The organism is Cupriavidus taiwanensis, assembly GCF_900249755.1.
GTDB classification, from domain to species: Bacteria; Pseudomonadota; Gammaproteobacteria; order Burkholderiales; family Burkholderiaceae; genus Cupriavidus; species Cupriavidus taiwanensis_D.
Window position 1 is genome coordinate 3,326,034 of record NZ_LT976853.1, and the last position, 23,155, is coordinate 3,349,188.

Below are 23,155 nucleotides of genomic sequence, written 5' to 3' on the forward strand. Positions count from 1 at the left end.
CTGGCATCCACCGCCGGCACGCCGCTGCCTTCACGCCGCACGCGCGTTTCCGCGCGCAGGTAGCTGACCAGCGCCTGCCAGCGTTCCGCACGGCCATCGTCGGCCACCGGCTGCATGTCGAATTCGATCGGCGCCGGCGGCTCGAAGCTGAACTGCTGGCGGAACGCCTCTTCGATCAGCTGGCGCCGGATCACCACGCTGAAGCGCTCGCAGCCCGGGTCCAGCGACAGCGTGGCCGGCACCGTCGGCGAGAACACGAAGGTGGCGCCCGGCGGCATCAGCATCGCGCCACGCGGCGTTTCCACGCGGCAGGTACCGGCCAGCACGGTCTGGATCACGAACTCGTCCTTGTTCGGCTGCGGCTCGATCTGCACCGCCTGGTTGTAGGCGATCGTCACCAGCGTCAGCCGGCCGATGGTGCTGGTATCGATGCGCGCATCGAGCGCCGCATCCGCCTCCGCCGCGCGCAGCCGCGTGGGGCCGAACACGCGGCCGGACAGCGACTGGATGCGGTCGAGGTCGCCACCGCGGCTGAAGGGCGAGCGGGAGGCGGCGGACCATGCTGCGGTGGGTGGCATAGGCGATGGCGACGGAAAGTTGGGGAACACAAACGCTTGCCTACCGAGACGCATGGCACTGCAGACGGCCGCGGTGGACGCACCCTTTCCCGCGCGCGGGAGAGGGGTGGGGGTGAGGGCCAGAGCGTCGACGAAGTTCACCCCGTCGGTATGCCGGCGCCTGCCCTCACCCCCTGCCCCTCTCCCGCAAGCGGGAGAGGGGAGCAAACCAGCAGCGAGCGGCACGCCCTCGCCACGAAACACGTCCATCCATCGTATGACCCCCGCCCCCCTCACGCAACCCAAGGGAAACCCCTGCCCCCCCGGCGCGCATTTTGCAAGCGCGATTGCGGCCCGGTGCCAGGGCCTTCGCAATAACGCTATGACGGCATGCCGCGCATCACTACTGTGCAAGGCATGCGTGGGCCATGCGCCGCGCATGGCACCGTGACGGACCGAGCCCGGCATCCACAGACCGGGCCAGCCGCCGCCGGCATGGCGCACTTTCCCCAGCACGCGGCAGGAGACAACATCATGCAAGCAGCGGTTCACCCCGTCGACCAGATCCTGCCGGCACGCGCCATGGCGTCGCTCGGCTTCCAGCACATGCTGGTCAGTTACCTCGGCGCCATCGCGGTGCCGATGATCGTTGCCGGCGCGCTCAAGATGACGCCGGCGCAAACCACCATGCTGATCAGCACCGCGCTGTTCACCTCCGGCATCGCCACGCTGCTGCAGACCGTGGGCTTCTGGAAGTTCGGCGTGCGCCTGCCGCTGATGCAGGGCGTGGCGTTCAGCTCGGTGGGCCCGGTCATCGCCATCGGCACCGACCCCACGCTGGGCTTCAACGGCGTCTGCGGCGCGATCATCGCCGCGGGCGTGATCGCGATGCTGCTGGCGCCCGTGATCGGCAAGCTCAAGCGCTTCTTCCCGCCGGTGGTGAGCGGCTGCACCATCACCGCGGTGGGCCTGTCGCTGTTCCCGGTTTCGTTTCACTGGTTTGGAGGCGGAAGGGGCGCGCCGGATTTCGGCGCGCCCATCTTTTTCCTGGTCGCCTTCGGCGTAGTCGCGCTGATCCTGCTGATCAACCGGCACGGCGGCGAACTGGTACGCAACCTGTCCGTGGTGATCGGCCTGCTGGTCGGCGGCGCGGTGGCGTGGATGCTGGGCATGGGCAGCTTCGATGAAGTCGCGCGCGCGCCGTGGTTCACCATGGTGACGCCGTTCGCGTTCGGCATGCCCACCTTCAATATCGGCGCCATCACCACCATGGTGATCGTGATGGTGGTGCAGATGGTGGAATCGATGGGCCTGTTCATCGCCGTCGGCGACATCGTCAAGCGCCCGCTGACCGAGCGCGACGCCACCCGCGGCCTGCGCGCCAACGGCCTGGCCAGCGCCATCGGCGGCATGTTCGCGGCGTTCCCGTATATCGCCTTCATGGAGAACGTGGGGCTGGTGATCGTCACCGGCGTGCGCAGCCGCTGGGTGGTCGCCACCTGCGGCGTGATGCTGTGCGCGGTGGCGCTGGTACCGAAGATCGGCGCGCTGTTTGCATCGATTCCCGCCGCGGCGCTTGGCGGTGCCACCATGGTGATGTTCGGCGTGGTCGTCGCCGCCGGCATCAAGACGCTGGGCGAGGTGGAATACGAGCGCAATCCCAACAATCTCTCCATCGTCTCCATCACGCTCGGCTGCGCGATGATGCCGGTGATGCTGCCCGGCATGCTGGAGAAGCTGCCCGGCTTCCTGCAGCCCTTTGTCCACAGCAGCGTGATCATCGCCTGCGTGGTTTCCGTGGTCCTCAACCTGATTCTCAACGGCCTGCCAGCCCGTGAAGCCGACGAGCTGCCCGCCAGCGCCGACAACGTCCAAGGGGTCTGAAAACATGGTGCAGAACATCAACACCAACGCCAACACTAACGCCACCACCGCGCCGGCCGGCGCCCTGCTGATCCGCAATGCCGCCGCCGTGATGACCGGCCGCGCCGGCACTGCCGCACGCGCCGGCGCCGCCGACATCCGCATTCGCGACGGCCGCATCGCCGAGATCGGCCCCAGCCTGCCACGCCACGACGGCGAAGCCGTGCTCGACGCCAGCGGCTGCGTGGTCTACCCGGGCTGGGTCAACACCCACCACCACCTGTTCCAGAACCTGCTGAAGGCCGTGCCCGGCGGCATGAACGTCGGGCTCGAGCAATGGCTCGCCGCCGTCGCCTACCCGCGCCTGGCACGCTTCAGCCCAGAGATCTTCCGCACCGCGGTGCGGCTCGGCATGGCGGAGCTGCTGCTGTCCGGCACCACCACTTGCGCCGACCACCACTACCTGTATCACCACGGCCACGGCGCGGAAACCGGCGACGTGCTGTTCGAGGTTGCGGAGGAACTGGGCATGCGCCTGGTGCTGTGCCGCGGCGGCGCGATCCAGTCCGCCGCCGACCATCCCGGCATGCGCGCCACCGCACTGGTGCCCGAGACGCTGGACGAAATGCTGGCCGATATCGAACGGCTGAAAACCCGCTACCACGACGCCGCCCCCGACGGCCTGCGCCGCGTGGTGGTGGCACCGACAACCCCCACCTTCTCGCTGCCGCCCGCGCTGCTGCGCGAACTCGCCGCCTTTGGCCGCGGCATGGACCTGCGGCTGCATTCGCACCTGTCCGAGACCGACAACTACGTAAAGTTCTGCCGCGAGAAGTACCAGTGCACGCCAGTGCAGTTCGTCGCCGACCACGACTGGCTGGGCCCCGATGTCTGGTTCGCGCACCTCGTCACCGTCAACCCGGAAGAGATCCGCATGCTGGCCGTGACCAATACCGGCATGGCGCATTGCCCCGTCAGCAATGCGCGGTTGGGCAGCGGCATCGCGCCGGTCAGGGCGATGGCGGACGCGGGCGTGCCGATTTCATTGGGCGTCGACGGGGTGGCGTCCAATGAATCGGGCAGCATGGTGCATGAGGCCAACTTTGCCTGGCTGGTGCATCGCGCGCTCGGCGGCGCCGCGCAAACGCGCGTCGAGGAAGTGATCCACTGGGGCACTGCCGGTGGCGCGCAAGTGCTTGGGCTGCCGGGAATCGGCACGCTGGCGCCAGGGCAGTCGGCGGACCTGGCGATCTATGACGTCCGCGGGCTGCGGTTCCACGGGTTCCATGACATCGGCACCGCGCCGGTTGCCGCCGGAGAGCCGACGCCGGTGCGGGATGTGCTGGTGCGGGGGCGGCAGGTGGTGCGTGATGGGGCGGTTGTGGGGCTGGATCTGGAGAAGCTGAGGCGGGAGGCGCGGGAGGCTTTGGTGGGGTTGGTGGATTGAGGGGGCGATTGGGGGTGGCTTGGGTGTTATGGGTTGGCGATGAACCGCATCGAGCGGATGATGGCTAGGACGTCGGGGAGTGCGTGTTCCGAGCGTTTCAAGATCGGCTTGCCGCGCGTTTCGGTGATCGCGCGCGGGTCGTAGCCCAACAGCCAGTCGCCGTTCTGAGTCATCACTGCACGATGTTCATCACCCATGCAAAAACTCAATGTCCGAGGACGAGGTGGCGCTACGGCGCTCCATGTCTGGATGTACGCTTCGCTGTAGTAGTGCGGGTTTAGATCGCCAAGGCGTCGGAGTTGTACATCCTGGGCATAGCCTTTTTCAACGCCACGGTATGCTTCCATTAGCTTGGTGCATATCTCCCTCGCGCTTCCAGGGTGGCAACTGATCGAAAAGGACATCTCACGTGATAGCCGACCCTTGGGATAATAATTGTCGTGTTGGAAATATCCCGATGCTAAAGGACCGGACCTGACGATGTCAGTGTAGCCCCCCGCTTTTGCGCTGAACTCCACCGCACAATCCTTGATCGGGATTACATAGCGCCGGGTCCATTTTTGGGCCGACGCATCATGGTCTTGTGCCGCGACTTGCGCATTCAGGCTGACGGCTAGGACACCAAACGCTATCCTCCGTCGCGCCAATGCACTGCGATCTTTTGGTGCCATCTCAATGCATTCCCATGCCTACCGGCTGTCTTGTTTGGGTGCAGGATCAGGTACGAACCGCATCGACCGGATGATGGCTAGCACATCGGGCAGTGCGTGTTCCGAGCGTTTTAAGATCGGCTTTCCGCGCGTTTCGGTGAGTTCGCGCGGGTCGTAGCCTAATAGCACGTCGCCGTTCTCACTCATAACCGCGCGCCGCTCGTCACCCATGCAAAAACCCAATGTCCGAGGACGTGGCGGTGCAGTCGCGCTCCATGTCTCTATGTACGCTTCGCTGTAGTAGCTTGGGTGCAGATCGGCAAGTCGTCTGAATTGAATATCCATGGCATGGTCCTTATCAACGCCGCGGTATGCTCTCATTAGCTTCGGACATATCTCTTTCGCATCCCCGGCATGGCAGCTGATCGAGAAAGCCATCCGACGCGTGTAGCGGCTCTTGGGGAAGTAGTTGTCGTGATGAAACCAGCCTATCGGGCGTTGAGGCCGTTTCATCGATCCTTGCCATTCCGCCGCCTTTGGCCAAGAACGCCACCGTGCAACCTTTCATTGGGATCACGTAGCGCTGCATCTCTTTCGGGACAGACGCATCGTGGTCTTGCGCTCTGACTTTCGCCGCCAGACCGACAGTAAGGATGCCAAACGCTATCCACCGCCGCGCCAATGCACTGCGACCTTTTCGCGCTATCTCATGCATTCCCATCCCTACCGGCTGTCTTGTTTGGGTGCTGGATCAGGTACGAACCGCATCGACCGGATGATGGCTAGCACGTCTGGCAGTGCGCGCTCCGAGCGCTTCAAGATCGGCTTTCCGCGCGTTTCGGTGATCTCGCGCGGGTCGAATCCAACGACGATGCCACCATTCATCGTCACGATCGTACGCGTTTCGTCGCCTAGACAAAAATGGAGGTCACGGCTGCGCGGTGTCGCTACAGCTGTTGCAGTGGCAATGGCGGCATCGGAGTAATACCGCGGGTTAAGGCTGGTGAGGTCACGCTGTTGAGTATCCCGGATCATCATCGGGTCAGACTCCCGGCGTTCGCTCATTTCTCGCGGGCACAACTCGTGCGCATTGCCATACTGGCAACTGATGGAGAAGGACATCGCACGTGAGTACCGATCCTTGGGATAGTAATTGCCGTGTTGGAAATATCCTGATGCTAAAGGACCAGACCTAATGATGTCAGTGTAGCCTCCGACCTTTGCTATGAACTCCACTGCGCAACCCTTGATCGGGATTACGTAGCGCCGCATTCCTTTGGGGATAGACGCATCATGGGCTTGTGCCTCGACTTGCGCATTCAGGCTGACAGCAAGGATGCCAAACGCTATCCGCCGTCGCATCAATGCACGGTCAGCATTTGGGGCTATCTCGTGCATTCCCTGGCCTACCGACTGTCTTGTTTGGGTGTTGGATCGGGTACGAAGCGAATCGACCGGATGATGGCGAGCACGTCTGGCAGTGCGTGCTCCGACTGCTTCAGGACGGGCTTGCCACGCGTTTCTACAATCTCCCGGGGGTCATAGCGTAAGTTGATGCCGCCGTTCTCGGTAAGAATCGCCTTCGTTTCATTCCCCATACAAAGGTCCAGATCGCGCCTGCGTGGGGTCGGAACGCCACTATCGGATGCTATGTACGCCTCCCCATAGTAGCGGGGGTTCAACCTGGTCAGACGGCGAAGCTGGATATCACGTGCTTGCAATTTGTCGAGATTTCTATAATCAGCCAGTAGCTGTGGGCATAGGTCTCTCGCATTGCCGGCATGGCAGCTGAGCGAAATAGACAGTGACCGGGAATAGCGGTCTTTCGGATAGTAATTTTCATGATGAAACCATCCCACCGGGAGAGAGGCCGCTTTGTCCGCGGCAACCCGGCCACCTGCCTTCGCCACAAACTCCACCGCACACCCCTTAATTGGAATGACGTAGCGTTGCATCCCCTTGGGCACATGCGAGTCAGCGCCCGCCTGCGCACTCAAGCTAAGGACCAGTAATGCAAGCACCTTCCAACGACTGGCCAGTGCTAGCCATCCTTGCTGTTTCACTTCTTCCATTCATAGTCCTCTGGTTTAAATTGCAGCACACCGGTCTCGTCTGGGAAAGTGGGGTGGTCGAACAGCAGAACCTGAGCATATCCATATGCATGGTACCGGTCCACAAGGCCATTCAGCGAAGGAGTCTCCCGTTCCAGGTGCCCTGGCAGGTTTACGATGCAGGCCACGCGCCAGAAGGGAACGTTTTCATAGAATGCGAACAGCGCTCCCTTCTTGAGCTGGCTGCTGAGGTGAATAGTGAAGGTTCGGCGTGTACTTCCTGCGTTCACGTCGGCTTCCTTGTAGGCGCGGTTCTTGAGCCAATAGTAGCCGGCGCTGTCTGCTGCATCGTATGTCATATCGGTAACATCCCCGCGCCATTGGCGTATGGCGGAAGGCAGCGATTCTTCAACGCTATGCAATGGCACGTTACTGCGCAGTTCATCCGCTCTTGCATGAGCCCGCGCAAGCCGCGCGCTTACCGCGGAATCGATGCTGCGCCCTCTGAACTTCCAATAGTTGATGTAGTTGCCCGGGTGGGTTAATTGAAGAAACCCACGCCCGTACCAAGGGGCATACCATTTGCCACCCGACTCATCCTCAGACGTGGCACGCAGCCAGCCGGTCTCTTGCACCGAATTCCCCAAGAATGCTGCTAGCCGCGCGCGGCTCGTTATGCCGTACTTGCGCCAAGAGGCATTCAAGGTGTTCTTATTTGGCATGACCAGCCGGCCGGCAGATGGACGAGCGTTCTCATAGACGATCCTCTTCGGAACGCCGGTCCCCACACCCCGCAAGGCTCTTGCGGGTACGGCTTGCTTTAACTCGTTGGCACTAAGCCACAGCGCCCGACGCATATGATGAATGAACTGCAGCGGATGGAAATGCCATACCGCACGGGGCAATCCTGTGTGCTGCCAGAATCCCAGTTTCTGCGCCTGCTCCTTGAACCGCTGCCAGCTATCTTCCGCAACCAGCGGCAGGCCCGGCTTGCACAGGCGCGCAAAGCGTGCATCCAGGTCAGCGACATCCCATTCAGTCGGATGCTTGACCACCAGATGACGCAGCGCCGCCTTGCACGCATCGCCGTTGTCGCCCAGCATCTGTAGCGTCGCTGGATCGTCGACGATGGCATCGCCCGGACTCAGCATCGTGCCTTCTTCCACCTTCTTCCAGCCCAGCCAGTGCGGGAAGTCCGCGTCAGACAACTGCACGATGCCGGCCTGCGACAGGTCGATATAGCCTGCTGATCCGGGGGCATAGGGCACCAATTGCCAATTATCGGTGTGGCGGCTGCGCTCTTCGCTGAGCACGCGCCCGAAGGTCAGCCACTCCAGGCCGGCGCTTGGGTTGTCCGGATACAGCGCCTCCGCCAGAGCCAGCATGGCATACGCATAACCTGGCTGCACTAGCCGGCCGATTTCGCGGTACTGGCCCTGCGCTGTGCGTATGCGTGTGGTGGTGATGCGCTTGTCCTTGTCCAGTCGGACGCTGACATAGAGGCACTGCCCGGTATTGCTCCCCGCTGTGCCGGCCGGAAGCATCGGGTTGCCCTCCTTTTCCGCCGTCCGCCATACCCCGTTGCCCGCCGGCAAGCGCGGATGCGCCGCCACAAATGACTTGTCTTCCGGGATAACGAAGTGCATGTCGCCATAGACATCGGCGCTGCCCTTGTCCGTGATGCGGCTGCTGTCGTGGAAAAAGCCGGCGAGTGCTTCGTCGGTACAGAAGATCTCGAAATGGAAGCCGCTGCGACCGGTCTGGTGCTGGCTTCCCGGATAGCCGAGTATGTCGCGCCGGTAGACCTTGGCTTTCCTGGGATCGTCCGGCATGCGCGCGTCGTGGCTGGTACGGGTTCGGTAACACGCCGGCAGCGTGTCGGTACGACCGTGCAAATGCTCAGCGGCGGCCAGGTTCATGTACAGCGAATAGAACACCACTGGCGTGGCGGCGCCGGTTTCGGTCTCATGGCGCAGCAGCACGAAACTGGTGTCGTAGGGCTGGCCTTCGTAGGCTTCGGTCCTGGGCGCCAGCCGGTAGGCCACGATGGTGCCATCTGCGATGGCCCGAACCGGCGTGGCCTGATTGGCGCCGATATGCAGACCGCCGTGCCAACAGTACGTGGCGCCGATCCTGCGTGCCGGATACGCGCCCTTCGGGTCGTCCGATTCGGCCAGCAGCCGCGCCAGCCAGGCGTCCTCCGACTCTTCCATGGCGTTGCCCGTCGGCGGCATTGTAATGATGGGATAGCTGATGATCATGAGGCAATGCGGCTCAGGAGTATGGGAAGGAACCGGGTATCTCCCATGGAGTGGCCGGCGCCATGGGTAGCGGATAGTCGTGGCGGACGCCTGGCTCAAACTTCCTCTGCGCTGCCTTATAGGTAATCGGCCCCGGACATTCAAAGGTGATATTGCCGCCCTCAATCGTGCTGGCAGCCCCACCGGCGGTCGCAATACGAATGCGCTTGGCGGCCGCAAAATCCACATTCATATTGGCCGAGACAATGGTCAGATCCTCCCGCGCCGCCAGCTTCAACAAATCATGCTGCGCCTGCAGATCGATATCGTCCTGGCCCGCCGTCAGTTGCAGGCCGACATTTCCTTCGCCAGCCGCAGACAGTCCCGCCGCCACGCCAATCGCGTGACCCGCATGCACGCGCGCCTGCCCCGCGACGGCGATACTGTGGTCCTGCCCGCTGGCCATTACGACGCTTTCGCCGCTGGCAATCTGCAAGTCCTGTCCCGCGACAACTGCCACACCAGCCCTGCCGTTGAGGTGGACCATCGGCTCGCCCTGATGCGGCACCTTGCCTGGCGTGCTGGTATTGCCGCTGGCCGCGTCCTCCCTGGCCGCTTCGAGCGATTGCCCATCGACCATGCCGGCTGCGGCCTTGGCCTGCTTCGCCAGCGGCGCCTCGTCATCCTTCCCCGTCGAGAGGGCTTGGCTCTGGTGCGTGGTAGCGCCATCGCTCAGCGTCCTGACCAGATCGCCCGCCTGTCGCAACAGCGCGATGCCGGCAGCGTTGTCGCCTGTCGGCAGCACCCGCTTGGTGACGGCATCGCGATAGGTCGTCAGCAATAACCCCGCTTGCCCGCGCACCGCGGCATAACCGTCGGTGCGCAGCTCGAACCCCTGCCCGCGGAAGCTGCCGCGGCGGTTGTCCTGCTGGTGAATCACATGGCCGAGGTTGAGTTGGGTGGCCTGTTCCGTCGTGGCGAGTTGCGTGCGCAGCTGGTCATCGGTGTCGTCGAACACCAGCTGGCTGTAGCCCTTGCCGCCGTGTTCCTGGCTTTTGAAGCCAGTCAGCGCGGCGTCGTTGCGGTGGCCGTCCGGGTCGGCACTCATGCCGTGCCACGCCGGGCTGTTGCCGCCGGCAAGGTTGCCCTGCGCGCTGGGCCGGCTGTCGGAACCCATCGCATAGAGACCGCTGGCGTCGTAAGGCTGGAAGAACGTGGTGGCGGCCATCGATTTGCCGCCCGGCGTGGGCGCGATGCCGGCTTCGCCGTGCCCGTTGTAAAGCGCGCCGATCACGAAAGGCTGGTCGATATCGTTGTCCGCAAACTTGACCACCACCTCCTGGCCGATGCGCGGCAGCCATTGCCAGCCCATGCCGGCGCCGGCTTGCCGTTGTGCGACGCGCACCCAGCGGCTGCTGCGGTCGTCGGCGCGTTCTCCGCGCTGCCAGGGGAAGCGCACACGGATCTGGCCGCTTGGGCTGGCGTGGTGTTCGGCATTGCCGTCCGGCTGCGTCTGCCCGTCGGGGCCGACCACGATCGCGGTATGAACGCCCAGCGGGGTGGAATGGCTGTAGAGGCGCGGACAATCGCCCTCCAGCACGGCGGCGCGCCGGGGGCGGCGTGCATCGAAGGCCCGGAAAGGCGCCGCATAGCCGTGTTCCCGTGCGGCCTTCCGCAGGGATTCGGTCGGTACCAGCCGCTCGGCTGTGTCGTCGAAGACGCTGCGCATCAGACCGGTGGTAGTCGCCGCAACATCCGGCGCCGGTGGTGGCATCTCGAAACACAATGCCGCTTCCAGCGGCCCGATCCGGTCGGCGAGCGCGGCACGCGTTTCCACGGGGAGGTTGTTGATGCCGCAGTGTTCGACCGCATCGAGCAGCAGCGGGTAGCCGGCCGTATCGTCTTGTTGCGGCGGCAGGTGCGGGCAATCCGTGACGGTCAGGCGCGTGCCGCTGCGCAAGGTACGTACGGAGGCGCTGCCGGTGAACACCAGCGCGCGGGCTTCGATGGCTTCTATTACCTGCTCGGCGATGCGCTGCGCGCTGACCGTGTCCGGCGCCAGCGACAGGCTGACGGACAGGTAAGGATCCGGACTGGCGGCATGGCTGGCAAATCCGCCGTAGCGCGCCGGCGCGTGACCGCGGATGGTGCGCTTCGTCTCAGGGTCCCAGGCGCCCACCGCGACACCGCCGACCGCCGCACGCGTTTCACAGATCAACTGCTGGATCGCGTCGGCCGATTCCTGGCTATGTGCGCGGTGATAACGGATGCCGCCGCCAGCCGCTGATTCGGGATCATCGGGCAGTTGTGTGCTGTCGGCGAAGATCACCACGGCATGCCCGAAGGGCGCTTCGTCGTCTTCCACCACGGTATATCCGAGCCCGGCCTCGGCCAGCAGGCGGGACAGGAAGTGGTGGTCGGTCTCGCGGAACTGCGCGATGTGGTCGCGTTCACCGAACACGTCGATGCGGGCTTCGGCGCCGGCGGCATAGCGCCATCGCGCATACGGCGCGTAGTCCTGTAGAACGGTTTCGATGATGCTGTCGAGCTTGCGGTGCTGGAACACCTGGCTGTGGCGCTGCTGCGTGGTCAGCCACAGCCATGGCACCACGGTCAGGCGGTAGCGCGCGAGGCTGCCGTCGGCACCGAGCTTCTCCGCCTGCCGGATAAGCCCCGTGCGGCGCAACTGGCCACCGCCGGCAAGCGTGGTCAGCAGCGTGACGCGTTGGCCAAGCAGGCTGTCGAGCGCGATATCGACCTTGGCACTGACCGCGACGATGCGCCATTCGGACAGCGCAGAGATGGCATCGCGGCCGATCCAGGCTTCGACGCCCAGTTCACCCAGCGCGCCTTCACCTTCCAGCGCATACAGGCGATGGGTAGAGGAAAAGGGCTGTTGGTGGAAGCGTGCAAGATCCATTTTGTCGATGCGTCAAACCGCCTTGGTGTTCGAACGCGCTATGGCGATCTCGCGCATAGCAATCGGCTATTTGTGCGCTTGCATCTAACGGAAATCAACGGAGGAATGCCGATTCGAAGCGCGATCTTCATCTCGATCAAATACCCGGAAGTTCTCCCTTCAACGGCACGAGCTTTCGCTTCGCATGCGCTCTTAGGATTTCGGCTATTTGCTGGCGGGCGGGGCTCGGGCAGGATGAGGCGTCCGTATGGGAATGCGAACTGTCTTATCGCGCTGCGTGTCGCGGCGAGGGAGACTGGGGCTGTCATCGAACAACGGTGACCGAGTGTGGAAACTCGAATGTCTCAACCGAACGGTCGTCCGTGACGACCGTTCCAGCCTATACGTGCAAGCCATCCATGGCGGGCCGGATGAGGCAGCCGCAAGGCTGACCGGGCAATGGTTGTGACACCGGTTTCCACCCTCATCGTCAGGCCCGCCGCCCTCCCCTTGCGTCGCGCGGCGGACCTTCATGTAACGATAGGAGGTCCTATGTCGGAAATCGATCTATCTACGGCGCGGTACAGTCTTTTGGCGGTGGCAGCGGGAATAGATGGGGTGCTTGCGCTGCTGGAGCAGCAGAGTGAATGGTGGGAAGGCGGCTTTGCGGCGTTTTGCCTGTTGGGATTGGTGAAGGCGCAGTTGGAGCGGGTGCTGGAGGACGAGTTGCCGGCTTGCTGATGTAGACCGCTTGCCGGCGCGAACGCATTGCGGTTAGGCGCCGTGAAGCGCGTCTCCTCCCGCTTGTTCGCGCCCCTCTCCCGCGCGCGCGGGAGAGGGGCGCGGAGGGCCAGAGCATCCACGAAGTCACGTGGAATGCGAAGTGTCCTATCGCGCCAGGCACCACGAAGCGTGAAACTGGGATACACTTCAACCTATCAAAATAATAGGTGGCCCGGTGAGGCACCCATCGACACGTCAGTTGGAAAAGCACATTCACGCATGTGCAATGGAAACGTCGAACATCGTCTTCGTCCCTCATGCGCGAGAGCGAATGTGGCTACGGATGATCAACGACCCGATGGTTCTCGAAGCGCTTCGTAAAGGCGTCATCTCGCGTGAACCGGAGCTCGACATGCGGGCACCCGGTCTTCGCTGCGTGATGGAACGCTATGTTTCGGGAATCAACGTTGGCGTCGTTGTTCTGGTCGATTATCCCGCGTCCGACTTGACGGTCATTACGGTGATGGATGTGACCAAAAGGTAAGAAGATGTACCACTACACAGACGGCGGCCTCAAGAACGTGTGGCTGGTCAATGGATACAAAGTCCAGAAAACGCCCTATGGCGAAGGCGTGTCTATCGAGGACCTGGATGGTCTTTGCGTCGCCATTTGCCTGGCTCTGGCAAAGAAGCCCTCCCCTCTCACCGGTACGGAATTTCGCTACATCCGCAGCGCCGGGTTGATGCAATCGCAAGCCGGCCTGGCGAAATTACTTGGCAACAATGAGCAGGCCATTGCGCGTTGGGAAAAAACCGGCAAGTTGCCAGGCTGGGCTGACAAACTGGTGCGCCTGCTTTACCTGGCGCGCGCAGAAGGCAATGCACCGATTGCCTCTGTGATTGAGCGCATCAACACAATCGAACGCGCGGAGAAGCAGAAGATCGTGCTACGCGCCGCAAAGTCGGGATGGGCATCCAAGGTGGAGTCGCAAGGCAGCGACGGAAACGTTGCGGCATAAGACTGCATGCCCCGCTGCCGGCAGTAGTCGATGCAGTCCGTAGGGCGCCTTAGGATTTCGCATCGTTGTCGAACCATCAACCCTTGTGGCTGCTGCCTGCGTAGCGGTACATCTTCCATGTTTGTTAGGTTGGTGACTTCGTGAAGCGCGTCTGCTCCCGCCTGCTTGCTCCCGCTTTGGTAGAGTCGCACGCTGGCCATGCCGACTTGCTCCCAGTAACCGACACGTCGTCCCCGCGTAGGCGGGGACCCAGTGTCTTTGAAGCGCAAGCGCTTCTTAAAGTCGCTGGGTTCCCGCTTTCGCGGGAATGACGGTGGGCTTCGGTTTTCTGGTGGCACTAACCAAATCAAACGCTTGGCGAAGGTGGTCACTTCGTTGATGCGCCCGGCCCTCACCCCCGCCCCTCTCCCGCAAGCGGGAGAGGGGAGCAAACAAGCGGAACGGAAAGCCTTTTGGGCCCGCCCGCGACAGCGCGATGCACGCGCAGCCCTGCACTCCCGCGCTAGAGCCTGAAACCCGCAGTGCCGAGCCACCCAGAATCCAATCACAAAAACCCAATCGAAAACCAGGGCACCAACGTCAACAACACCAAGGCCACAAACAGCGCCGCCATATGCGGCCACACCCGGGGCATCGCTACGTCCGGCGAGACCCGCCCGATCGCGCAGGCGGCATAAAACCCCACGCCAAATGGCGGTGCGAACAGCCCTAGTCCCATCGCAAATATCACCACCATGGCATAGTGCACTTCATGCACGCCAACCAGCTTCGCAATGGGAAACAATAACGGCCCGAACAACACAATGGCGGGTATGCCTTCCAGCAAGCTGCCGAGGATGACGAAAGCCAGCGCCGATACCAGCAGGAAACCGGTCTTGCCGCCAGGGACTGCGGACAGAATCCCCACCAGGTCTTGCGCGAAGCCGGATTGCGTCAGCGCCCACGCCATCGCGGTCGCACAGCCGACAATCAGCAAGATCGCACCAGACAGCGCCGCGGTATCCACCAGCATCGGATAGATCCGACGCAAATCGAACCGGCGATACACCAGCACCCCCGCCACCACGGCATAGAAGATGCCGATGGTGGACACCTCGGTCGCGGTAGCCACACCCTCCACCACAGCCGTGCGGATGATGACGGGCAGGGCCAGCGCCGGCAGCGCGACCAGCAGCGCTTTCACGATCGCCTGGCGCGACGGCCTTGGTACGCGGCTCATGTCTTCCTTGCGGGTCTGGAACCACACCACCAGCGCCATCATCACCAGCCCCACCGCCGCGGGCATCAGCCCGCCGATGAACAGCGACGTGATCGATACCCCCGTCACCGATCCCACCGTGATCAGCACGATGCTGGGCGGGATGGTCTCCGACATCGCGCCCGAGGCCGACAGCAGCCCGATCAGGTCGCCGTCCCTGGCGCCGCGCCGCTTCATTTCCGGGAACAGGCTTGGCGCCACCGCGGCCATGTCGGCGGCCTTGGCGCCCGAAATGCCGGAGACGATATACATCGCGCCCAGCAGCACATACTGCAGGCCGCCGCGCAGATGGCCGATCAGGCTGACCAGGAAATGGATCATCGCCCGCGCCAGTCCGGTCATCTCGATCAGCGCGCCCAGGAAGACGAACAGCGGCACCGCCAGCAGGATCAGGTGCGACATGCCCTCCTGCATGCGGTTCGGGATGATGGACAGCGGCGTGGCCGTGGACAGCGACAGATAGCACAGCGTCGCCAGCCCGAAGGCGAAGGCGATCGGTACGCCGATGGCCACGCATGCGACCAGCATCAGCAGGAAAAAGATCACCAGGTTGGCATTGCCCAGCGTTATCAGCGTGGGCGACAGCAGCCACAACAGTCCGCCGCACAACGCCACCGTCAGGCCTGTCGCAACCACCGGCTTCCAGCGCGCCGCAAGCAGGCGCAAGCTTGCCGCCACCAGCATCAGCACGATGCCGGCGAGCACCGCGGCGGCGCGATAGCCTTCGCTGATTTCCAGCGTAGGTGTCGACACCTCGATATGCTCGGTCAGGTGTTCCCAGGCGGGCCGCAGCAACAGCGCCAGGAACGCCACCACCAGCCACATGCCCAGCGCATCCACCCACGCGCGCCTGGCCGGTGGCAGGTTCTTGATGAAGGTGGTCAGCTGCATATGCGCGCCGCGGTCCAGCGCGATGATGGCGCCGAGCATCGCCAGCCACAGGAACAGGATGCTGGCCAGTTCGTCCGTCCAGGGAACCGGCTGGTGCAGGGCGTAGCGCGCGAACGCACCGCCGCCCAGCAGCAGGATCTCTGCCAGCACGATCAATGCGGCCGGCACCTCGACCATGCAGGCCATCAGGCGGCGCCAGCACGCTGCGGCGGCCGGCGGCGCTGACGGCTTCAGCGGCGCTGGTGCGATGGCATCAGCGGTGTGCTCCATCGATGTCTCCTTTTCTGTTTTATCGTTGGTGCCAGCGGTCATGCGAGACGGCCGGCGTATTTCTCCAGCCGGGACCACGCCTCGTCGCCGTACTTCTTCTTCCATTCGGCATAGAAGCCGGCCCCTTGCAGCAAGGCGCGGAATGGCGCCGGGTCGGGTTGGCTGAAGACGATGCCAAGACGGGTCAGCTCGGCCTGGGCATCGGTATTCAAACGCGCGATGTCTTCGCGTTGCTTCAGCGCCGCCGCGGTGAAATGGGCGGTGATGGCGGCGCGCACCTCAGCCGGCAGCGCCTGGAACTTTTTGGCGTTGCCGAAGATGAAGTGGCCATCCCAGGTATGTCCGGTCAGCGCGCAGAACTTCTGCACTTCATAGAGCTTCGCGCTGCGGATCAGCGCCAGCGGGTTTTCCTGCCCGTCGACGACGCGCGTCTGCAGCGCCGAATAGAGTTCGCCGAACGGGATGGCGGTGGGCGACGCGCCCAGCGCCTTGAACATCGAGATCCACAGCGGGATGCCGGGCACGCGCACCTTGAAGCCCTTCAGGTCGGCCGGCGTGTTGATCGGCCGGCTGGCCGAGGTGATGTTGCGATAGCCGTTGTCCAGGCATTTGTCGAACACATGCAGGTTGACCTTGCTCAGCGCGGCCCGGACATAGGCGCCCACGTCGCCATCCATCGCGGCCCAGACCGTGGTGTAGTCCTTGAAGGCGAAGGCCACGCCGTTGATGCCGGCGGTGGGCACCAGCGTTTGCAGGTTGGTGCCGGCCGTGGACATGAAATCCATCGCGCCGGTGCGCACCTGCGCGATCATGTCCGGTTCGCTGCCGAGCTGGCTGTTGGGATAGACCTGCAGGTCGACCTTGCCGCCGGTGTCCTGGCGGATCGCCACCGCGGCCTGCTGGATGCGCAGCGTGCCCGGATGGTCGGCGGGAAAGGCGGTGCCGTACTTCAGGCGGATGGTGGCGGCCTGGGCGAATACGTGTGCCGCCGGCAGCGTCATCGCCAGCGTGCCGGCGGCTAGCGCGCCAAAGCGGCGCCGGGTGAACAAAACGGTCATGGTGTGTCGGTCTCCTTGTTATAAGGTGGGGTGGCTCAGGACGACAGCAGCGCAGCAGCGCCGCCAAGGCGCAGCACCCCCAGGTGGCTGGCCAGCCGGTCTGCCAGTGAGGCCGGCCAGGGCTCGCTGCCAAAGACCGGCGTGTGCGCGAGTGCCTGGCGCACGGCATCGGCATCGCTGTGCGCGCCACGCAGGCACGCCGCCAGCGCGGGCGCGCCGGGGTCGTCGAAGGCAAGCGGCTGGCCGCCATCGCTGCGCCCGCCGCGCAGGCAATGCAGCCAGACCGCAAGCGCGCGCTCCAGCCAGGGCCGCTCGGTGCCGGCACTGGCGCGCAGCGCGGGCAGCCAGCGCACCGGCACTTTCTGCGTGCCGTCGGCTGCAATCTGCACGGTGCGGTGGCCGAGCGCCGCATTGCGCAAGCGCTGCAGCAAGGCCTGACTGTAGGCGCCTGCGTCATACCCGGGCGGCGCTTGCACGGTGGCGCGCAGGTCTGCCATCACGCCGCAGGCGAAAGCGCCGACCAGCGGATCCTCCATGGCCTCGGCAACGGTCTGCAGCCCGCACAGTTGCCCGGCATAGGCGATGGCCGAATGCGTGCCGTTGAGCAACTGCAGCTTCATCGCCTGGAACGGCCGGACATCGCCGGTCAGCAGCGCGCCGCCCGCTTCCCATGCCGGCCGCGGTCCGGCGAAGCGGTCTTCGATCACCCACTGCGTGAAGGCTTCGCAGATGATCGCGGCCTCGTCGCGCAGGCCCAGGCGGCGCTGCGCGTCACGGCGCGATGCCGGCGTGGCGGCGGGGACGATGCGGTCCACCATGGTGTTGGGGAAGGCCACGTCGTCGCGCACGCGCCGGGCCAGCGCCGGGTCCTTCAGCATGGCGTACTGCGCCAGCAGCTTGCGCAATGTATCGCCGTTGGCGGACATGTTGTCGCAGCAGACGATGCTGAGCGGCGCGCCGGCGGGCCTGCGGCGCAAACCCGCGGCCAGTACGCCGAGCGTGCTTCTGGGCGTGTCTGGATGGGCCAGGTCGTGCCGGATATCGGCGTGGTTCGGGTCCAGGTCGGCGCTGGACGGATGCTGGCAGTAGCCCTTTTCTGTGACCGTGCAGGTCACCACGGCGACAGCGGGATCGGCCAGCGCGCCGAGCACCTCGCCCAGCGCATGCGGGGCATACCAGGCCTGCATCACGGCGCCGACGATGCGCGTGGTAGCGGCCGCGCCTTCGCACTCGGTTACCGAATACAGGAAGTCCTGCGCCGCCAGCGTGCGCGGTGTGCGCGGCTCGCGCAGGCTGACGCCGGCAATGCCCCAGCGCTTATCCCCGGCGCGGATCGCGGCCTCGGTGTACAGCGCCTGGTGCGCGCGGTGGAATGCGCCAAGGCCCAGATGCAGCACGCCGCGCGACAAGCGGCTGCGATCGTAGCCGGGCTGTTGCACTTCAGCGTTGGCGCGGCAACTGTTGCGTTGCGTGAGCCTCATCGGCGGTACCTCGGCGGGACTGTTGGCGGCAGCATCGTGCGTGCATCCGGGCAGTGTTTTCGATGCGAAGAAGTTTGCACGTAGCCGTGGTGTCGAATGTGCGGTGCTTTCGCGATTCAAACGCGGCAATCGCTGCATTTGATTGCGGAATCGGCCGTACTCCGCCGCATTCCGTCGGCAGTACTCTGGCGCCATCCACACCGATGCAGGCGTTGCGCCACCAGGCAGCGCCTTCGGGCCAACCCAACGACGATCCGGCCGGAGACACCCTTGAAGATCGAACAGATAAAAACCATCGTCACCTGCCCGGGGCGCAACTTCGTGACGGTCAAGGTGGTCACCGATGCCGGCGTGTACGGCCTGGGCGACGCCACACTCAATGGCCGCGAACTGGCGGTGCGCGCCTACCTGGACGAGCATGTGATCCCGTGCCTGATCGGGCGCGACCCGCGCCGGATCGAGGACATCTGGCAATACCTCTACCGCGGCGCCTACTGGCGGCGCGGGCCCGTCACGATGACCGCCATCGCGGCCATCGACATGGCGCTGTGGGATATCCTGGGCAAGCTGGCCGGCATGCCGGTGTACCAGTTGCTTGGCGGGCGCAGCCGCGATGGCCTGATGGTGTACGGCCACGCCACCGGCCGCGACCACGCCGAAGCCATCGACGCGGTGCACAGCCATCTCGAGCAAGGCTACAAGGCGATCCGAGTGCAGTCGGGCGTGCCGGGCTTGTCCAAGGTTTACGGCGTGGGCACGCAGCCGGGCCGCTATGAACCGGCGCAGAAGGGCCTGCCGCCGGAGGAGCCCTGGGACACGTCGCTCTATCTGCGCCACACGCCCGAGCTATTCCGCAAGGTGCGCGAAGCCGTGGGTTTCGCCCCGCATCTGCTGCACGATGCGCATCACCGGTTGACCCCGATCGAAGCGGCTGGCCTGGGCAAGGCGCTGGAGCCGTTCAGCCTGTTCTGGCTGGAAGATGCCACGCCGGCCGAAAACCAGGAAGCGTTCCGGCTGATTCGCCAGCACACCACCACCCCGCTTGCGGCCGGCGAGATTTTCAATTCGCTGTGGGACTGCAAGGACCTGATCAGCCAGCAGCTGATCGACTACATCCGCACCACCATCGTTCACGCCGGCGGCATCACGCATGTGCGCCGCATCGCGGACTTCGCCGCAACCTACCAGGTGCGCACCGGCTTCCACGGCGCCACTGACCTGTCTCCGGTATGCATGGCGGCGGCGGTCAACTTCGGGCTGTGGGCACCTAACTTCGGCATCCAGGAACTGATGCCGCATGGCGACCTGATCGACGAGGTGTTCCCGCACAACTACCGGCTGGAGGACGGTTACCTGGTGATGGACAACGTGCCGGGACTGGGCGTCGACATCGATGAGCCGCTGGCGGCCCGCTATCCATACGAGCGCGCCTACCTGCCGGTGGCGCGGCTGCGCGACGGCGCGATGTGGAACTGGTAGCCGCCGCGCCAGTTGACCGGAACAAGGAGCCAGCATGTTCAGCATAGTCGTCGAGCAACCGCACTGCATGGCCGTGCGCGAGCGCCCAATTCCCGTCCCTGCCGAAGGCGAGGTGCGCGTGCGCGTCCGTCTCGCCGGTATCTGCGGGTCGGACCTGCATATCTTCCATGGCAAAAACCCGTTTGCGACCTATCCGCGCGTGATCGGCCATGAGTTCGTCGGCCATGTCGATGCGGTCGGCGCCGGCGTCAGCGCGTTGCGCATTGGCGAGCGGGTGGTGGTCGATCCGGTGGTCAGCTGCGGCCAATGCCACGCCTGCCGGATCGGCCGGCACAATGTCTGCCAACGGCTGCAGGTGATTGGCGTGCACCGCGATGGCGGCTTCAGCCAATACGCATGCGTGCCGGCGGGTAATGCCTATGTGGTACCCGATGGCATGCCGAACGCCAGTGCCGCTGTGATCGAGCCGTTCGCCGTGGCGGCCAACGTCACGCACCGCACCGGCGTGCTGCCCACCGACGTGGCGCTGATCTACGGGGCCGGGCCGGTCGGCCTGAACCTGCTGCAGGTGCTCAAGCGCGTGTATGGGGTACGCACCTTCATCACCGACCATGTCGATGAACGGCTGGCATTGGCGCGTGGCTGCGGCGCCGGGGAAGACGAAATCATCAACACCGCGCGCGAGCCGCTTGCCCGCGCTTTGGAACGGCGCGGCGTGGCGTGGGGGCCGACGCTGATCTACGATGCGGTGTGCCATCCTGCCATCCTGGAGGAAGCCGTGGCCATCGCGGCACCGGCAGGCCGCATCGGCGTGCTTGGGTTTTCCGCCACGCCGTCGGCGCTGCCGCAGCAGGCGCTGACCGGCAAGGAACTGACGCTGTACGCGTCGCGCCTGAACTGCGCGATGTTCCCTACCGTGATCGACTGGATCACGCGCGGGCTGGTCGATCCGGGCCGGATCGTCACGCATCAGGTCGACTTCCGCGACGTGGCAGACGCGTTCGATCTTGCAGAAAGCCAGCCGCGCGCAAGCTGCAAGGTGCTGCTCGACCTGGGCGAGGACGCCTGACATGCGCGCGAGATTCGACATCGTCGCCCTCGGCGAGGCCATGGTGGAATTCAACCACGCCGGCGCGCGGGGTTCGCGCACTTACGTGCAGGGCTTTGGCGGCGATACCGCCAACGCCATCATCGCCGCGGCGCGCCAGGGGGCGCGGTGCGCCTACGTGACCCGGCTGGGCGACGACGAGTTCGGGCGCATGTGCCTCTACCTGCTGCGCGCCGAGCACGTCGATACCAGCGCCGTCGTCATCGATGCGTCGGCGCCTACCGGGCTCTACTTCGTTCATCACGGCCCCGGCGGACACACTTTCAGCTATCGGCGCACGGGCTCCGCCGCCAGCCGGATGCAGCCGTCGGCGCTGCCGGTGGCATTGCTGGAACGGGCCACGTGGCTGCACGTCTCGGGCATCAGCCAGGCCATCAGCCCGTCCGCCACGCGTACCGTGCGCGAGGCGATCCGCATCTCCCGCCAGGCCGGCAACAAGGTGGCCTACGATCCGAACCTGCGCCTCTCGCTGTGGCCGCTGGAGCGCGCCCGCGACGTGATCCTGACGACCATTCCGCTGTGCGACCTGTTTCTGCCCAGCCTTGACGACGTGCGCCTGCTCGCCGGCATCGAGGAACCCCTGAGCATCGTCGACTGGTGCCATCGGATGGGCGCGCGGCACGTGGTGCTGAAGCTGGGCAGCCAGGGATGCCTGGTGTCTGAGGGCGGACCGGTGACCGCCGTGGCGCCATACCCGGTTGACGCCGTCGATGCCACCGGCGCGGGAGACTGCTTCGACGGCAGCTATCTGGCGCGGCTGGTGGCCGGAGACGACGCCGTGTCGGCCGCGCGCTGGGCCTGCACGGCAGCGGCGCTGGCCACCACGGGCTACGGCGCGGCGGCGCCGCTGCCGCGTGCACAAGCGGTGCGGGAGGCCTTGCAAGCGCAATCATGAGGGTGCCGAAGCGGTGACATTCGCGCTGCCCGCGCGCCCGCTCGCGAACGAAATCCGTCGATTCGGCCCATGGGCCTGGAACGATGCCTGGTGGTGGCCTATACCTGTCGCATGCCAACCTTCCTGACGACGAGGTATCCCATGCACCACGCCTTCCCGCCCAACGACCCCAACGCCATGGCCTACTGGCGCGCGCGCCGCATGGTGCGCGCGCTGCGCGGCTGGTATATCCACCTGCTGGTCTACGCCGTGGTCAATGCGTGGCTGTGGTTCCGCTTCTTTTACTTCCCGTCGCCGTCATGGTCGCATTACGCCACCACGGGCTGGCCCTGGCCGCTGACCACCACGCTGGCCTGGGGCCTGGGGCTAGCGCTGCACGGGTTGCTGGTGTGGACGCGGCTGTCGCGCCGGGGCCGTGACTGGGAGCAGCGCAAGATCCAGGAATTCATGGATCGGCACTAGCCAGATCACTGGACCGGCGCTGCACGCGCCGGCCGGCTTACATCTGCCGGAACCGATGCATATAGGCGCGCGACACCGGCAGTTCGGCATCGCTGCCGCGCATCCTGACAAAAAGCCGGCCCGAGTCGTCGCGCCGCGTGCCGGCCACGTATTCCATATTGACGATGGATGAGCGGTGGATCTGCCAGAACACCTCCGGGTCCAGCCCCGCCATCAGTTCCGCCAGCGGCGTGCGGATCAGGTGCTCGCCATCGCGGGTATGCACCACGACGTATTTGTCGTCGCTCTGGAAATACATCACCTCCTGGATCGGCACATGGCTGGTGGTATTGCCGCGGCTGGCCCGCACCCACCGCAACTGGCCGCCGCCTTCCGCGCGCGGCTGGGCGCGTGTCAGCTGGTTCAGCAACTGCGCCAGCTCGGGCAGCGGCGCGGCTTCCTGCAACGCCTTGCGCAACCGCTCGATGGTGCGGCCGAGGCGTTCCTCGCCGACCGGCTTGACCAGGTAGTCCACCGCCGCGCGCTCGAACGCATCGAGCGCGAATTCGTCATAGGCCGTGACGAACACCAGCCGCGTATCGGTCTCGATGCCCTGCGCCACTTCCAGTCCGGACAGCCCGGGCATCTTGATATCGAGGAAGGCAACGCTCGGCGACAAGCGCGCAATGGCGTCGGCGGCTTCGATGCCGTTGGTCGCCTCGGCCACGATCTGCAGCTCCGGCCACAGGCGCTGCAGCTTGCCACGCAGGTACGCGCGCAGGTGCTCTTCGTCATCGGCAATCAGCGCAGTGGGCGTCATCGGCG

General features: G+C 64.8%; 20 protein-coding genes. 9 read left to right on the top strand and 11 right to left on the bottom strand.

Annotated elements, in window-relative coordinates:
* A partial coding sequence (locus CBM2594_RS15220; RefSeq protein ID WP_198048136.1) for an AraC family ligand binding domain-containing protein occupies nucleotides 1-578 on the bottom strand: 578 nt, incomplete at its 3' end.
* Between the two features lie 513 nt (nucleotides 579-1,091).
* Between CBM2594_RS15220 and CBM2594_RS15225 the strand changes: the two genes are divergently transcribed.
* Nucleotides 1,092-2,441: a nucleobase:cation symporter-2 family protein gene (locus CBM2594_RS15225; protein ID WP_116357555.1), complete on the top strand. Its 1,350-nt coding sequence runs from the start codon at nucleotides 1,092-1,094 to the stop codon at nucleotides 2,439-2,441.
* Between the two features lie 4 nt (nucleotides 2,442-2,445).
* Nucleotides 2,446-3,867: an amidohydrolase family protein gene (locus CBM2594_RS15230; protein WP_116357556.1), complete on the top strand. Its 1,422-nt coding sequence runs from the start codon at nucleotides 2,446-2,448 to the stop codon at nucleotides 3,865-3,867.
* Between the two features lie 26 nt (nucleotides 3,868-3,893).
* Here the strand turns inward: CBM2594_RS15230 and CBM2594_RS15235 are convergent, their stop codons facing one another.
* From CBM2594_RS15235 to CBM2594_RS15260, 6 genes are all read right to left on the bottom strand, one after another.
* Nucleotides 3,894-4,538 (bottom strand): hypothetical protein, encoded by a 645-nt coding sequence (locus CBM2594_RS15235; protein ID WP_198048137.1) that lies wholly within the window; start codon nucleotides 4,536-4,538, stop codon nucleotides 3,894-3,896.
* 18 nt (nucleotides 4,539-4,556) lie between these two features.
* Nucleotides 4,557-4,862 (bottom strand): hypothetical protein, encoded by a 306-nt coding sequence (locus tag CBM2594_RS15240; protein WP_198048138.1) that lies wholly within the window; start codon nucleotides 4,860-4,862, stop codon nucleotides 4,557-4,559.
* Nucleotides 4,863-5,240: 378 nt separating this feature from the next.
* Nucleotides 5,241-5,915, bottom strand: a complete 675-nt coding sequence (locus CBM2594_RS15245; protein WP_198048139.1) for a hypothetical protein — start codon at nucleotides 5,913-5,915, stop codon at nucleotides 5,241-5,243.
* Nucleotides 5,916-5,923: 8 nt separating this feature from the next.
* Entirely contained in the window at nucleotides 5,924-6,589 is a 666-nt protein-coding gene (locus tag CBM2594_RS15250; protein WP_198048140.1) for a hypothetical protein, read from the bottom strand.
* The gene (locus CBM2594_RS15255; protein ID WP_116357559.1) at nucleotides 6,577-8,829 is read right to left on the bottom strand and encodes a M23 family metallopeptidase; all 2,253 of its coding nucleotides are present in this window, start codon (nucleotides 8,827-8,829) and stop codon (nucleotides 6,577-6,579) included. The genes CBM2594_RS15250 and CBM2594_RS15255 overlap by 13 nt, the downstream gene beginning before the upstream one ends.
* A gap of 13 nt (nucleotides 8,830-8,842) precedes the next feature.
* A complete protein-coding gene (locus CBM2594_RS15260; RefSeq protein ID WP_116357560.1) occupies nucleotides 8,843-11,728 on the bottom strand; it encodes a type VI secretion system Vgr family protein in 2,886 nt (961 codons plus the stop codon).
* Between the two features lie 531 nt (nucleotides 11,729-12,259).
* On the opposite strand from CBM2594_RS15260, the gene CBM2594_RS15265 reads away from it, so the two are divergent.
* The 3 genes from CBM2594_RS15265 (at nucleotide 12,260) to CBM2594_RS15275 (ending at nucleotide 13,449) form a co-directional block, all read left to right on the top strand.
* On the top strand, nucleotides 12,260-12,448 hold the full coding sequence (locus tag CBM2594_RS15265; RefSeq protein WP_116296266.1) for a DUF1484 family protein: 189 nt from the start codon (nucleotides 12,260-12,262) through the stop codon (nucleotides 12,446-12,448).
* 268 nt (nucleotides 12,449-12,716) lie between these two features.
* Nucleotides 12,717-12,974, top strand: coding sequence for a DUF4258 domain-containing protein (locus CBM2594_RS15270; protein ID WP_116357561.1), 258 nt, complete (start codon nucleotides 12,717-12,719; stop codon nucleotides 12,972-12,974).
* 4 nt (nucleotides 12,975-12,978) lie between these two features.
* Nucleotides 12,979-13,449: a hypothetical protein gene (locus CBM2594_RS15275; RefSeq protein WP_116357562.1), complete on the top strand. Its 471-nt coding sequence runs from the start codon at nucleotides 12,979-12,981 to the stop codon at nucleotides 13,447-13,449.
* Between the two features lie 544 nt (nucleotides 13,450-13,993).
* Here CBM2594_RS15275 and CBM2594_RS15280 read toward each other — a convergent pair.
* The 3 genes from CBM2594_RS15280 to CBM2594_RS15290 are packed head-to-tail and all read right to left on the bottom strand — an operon-like array spanning nucleotide 13,994 to nucleotide 18,407.
* The gene (locus CBM2594_RS15280; protein ID WP_116357563.1) at nucleotides 13,994-15,868 is read right to left on the bottom strand and encodes a TRAP transporter large permease; all 1,875 of its coding nucleotides are present in this window, start codon (nucleotides 15,866-15,868) and stop codon (nucleotides 13,994-13,996) included.
* 38 nt (nucleotides 15,869-15,906) lie between these two features.
* The gene (locus CBM2594_RS15285; RefSeq protein ID WP_116357564.1) at nucleotides 15,907-16,926 is read right to left on the bottom strand and encodes a TRAP transporter substrate-binding protein; all 1,020 of its coding nucleotides are present in this window, start codon (nucleotides 16,924-16,926) and stop codon (nucleotides 15,907-15,909) included.
* Between the two features lie 35 nt (nucleotides 16,927-16,961).
* Nucleotides 16,962-18,407 carry a mannitol dehydrogenase family protein gene (locus CBM2594_RS15290; protein WP_116357565.1) on the bottom strand — a complete coding sequence of 482 codons (1,446 nt, stop codon included), beginning with the start codon at nucleotides 18,405-18,407 and terminating at the stop codon, nucleotides 16,962-16,964.
* 270 nt (nucleotides 18,408-18,677) lie between these two features.
* On the opposite strand from CBM2594_RS15290, the gene manD reads away from it, so the two are divergent.
* From manD to CBM2594_RS15310, 4 genes are all read left to right on the top strand, one after another.
* Complete coding sequence (gene manD / locus CBM2594_RS15295) at nucleotides 18,678-19,886, top strand: D-mannonate dehydratase ManD (RefSeq protein ID WP_116357566.1); 1,209 nt, start codon at nucleotides 18,678-18,680, stop codon at nucleotides 19,884-19,886.
* Nucleotides 19,887-19,920: 34 nt separating this feature from the next.
* On the top strand, nucleotides 19,921-20,955 hold the full coding sequence (locus CBM2594_RS15300) for a Zn-dependent oxidoreductase (RefSeq protein ID WP_116357567.1): 1,035 nt from the start codon (nucleotides 19,921-19,923) through the stop codon (nucleotides 20,953-20,955).
* Between the two features lies 1 nt (nucleotide 20,956).
* Nucleotides 20,957-21,889 (top strand): sugar kinase, encoded by a 933-nt coding sequence (locus CBM2594_RS15305; protein WP_116357568.1) that lies wholly within the window; start codon nucleotides 20,957-20,959, stop codon nucleotides 21,887-21,889.
* Between the two features lie 141 nt (nucleotides 21,890-22,030).
* The gene (locus CBM2594_RS15310) at nucleotides 22,031-22,351 is read left to right on the top strand and encodes a 2TM domain-containing protein (protein WP_062801911.1); all 321 of its coding nucleotides are present in this window, start codon (nucleotides 22,031-22,033) and stop codon (nucleotides 22,349-22,351) included.
* 37 nt (nucleotides 22,352-22,388) lie between these two features.
* On the opposite strand, the gene CBM2594_RS15315 is transcribed toward CBM2594_RS15310, so the two are convergent.
* Entirely contained in the window at nucleotides 22,389-23,150 is a 762-nt protein-coding gene (locus CBM2594_RS15315) for a LytR/AlgR family response regulator transcription factor (protein WP_116357569.1), read from the bottom strand.
* Between the last annotated feature and the right edge of the window lie 5 nt (nucleotides 23,151-23,155).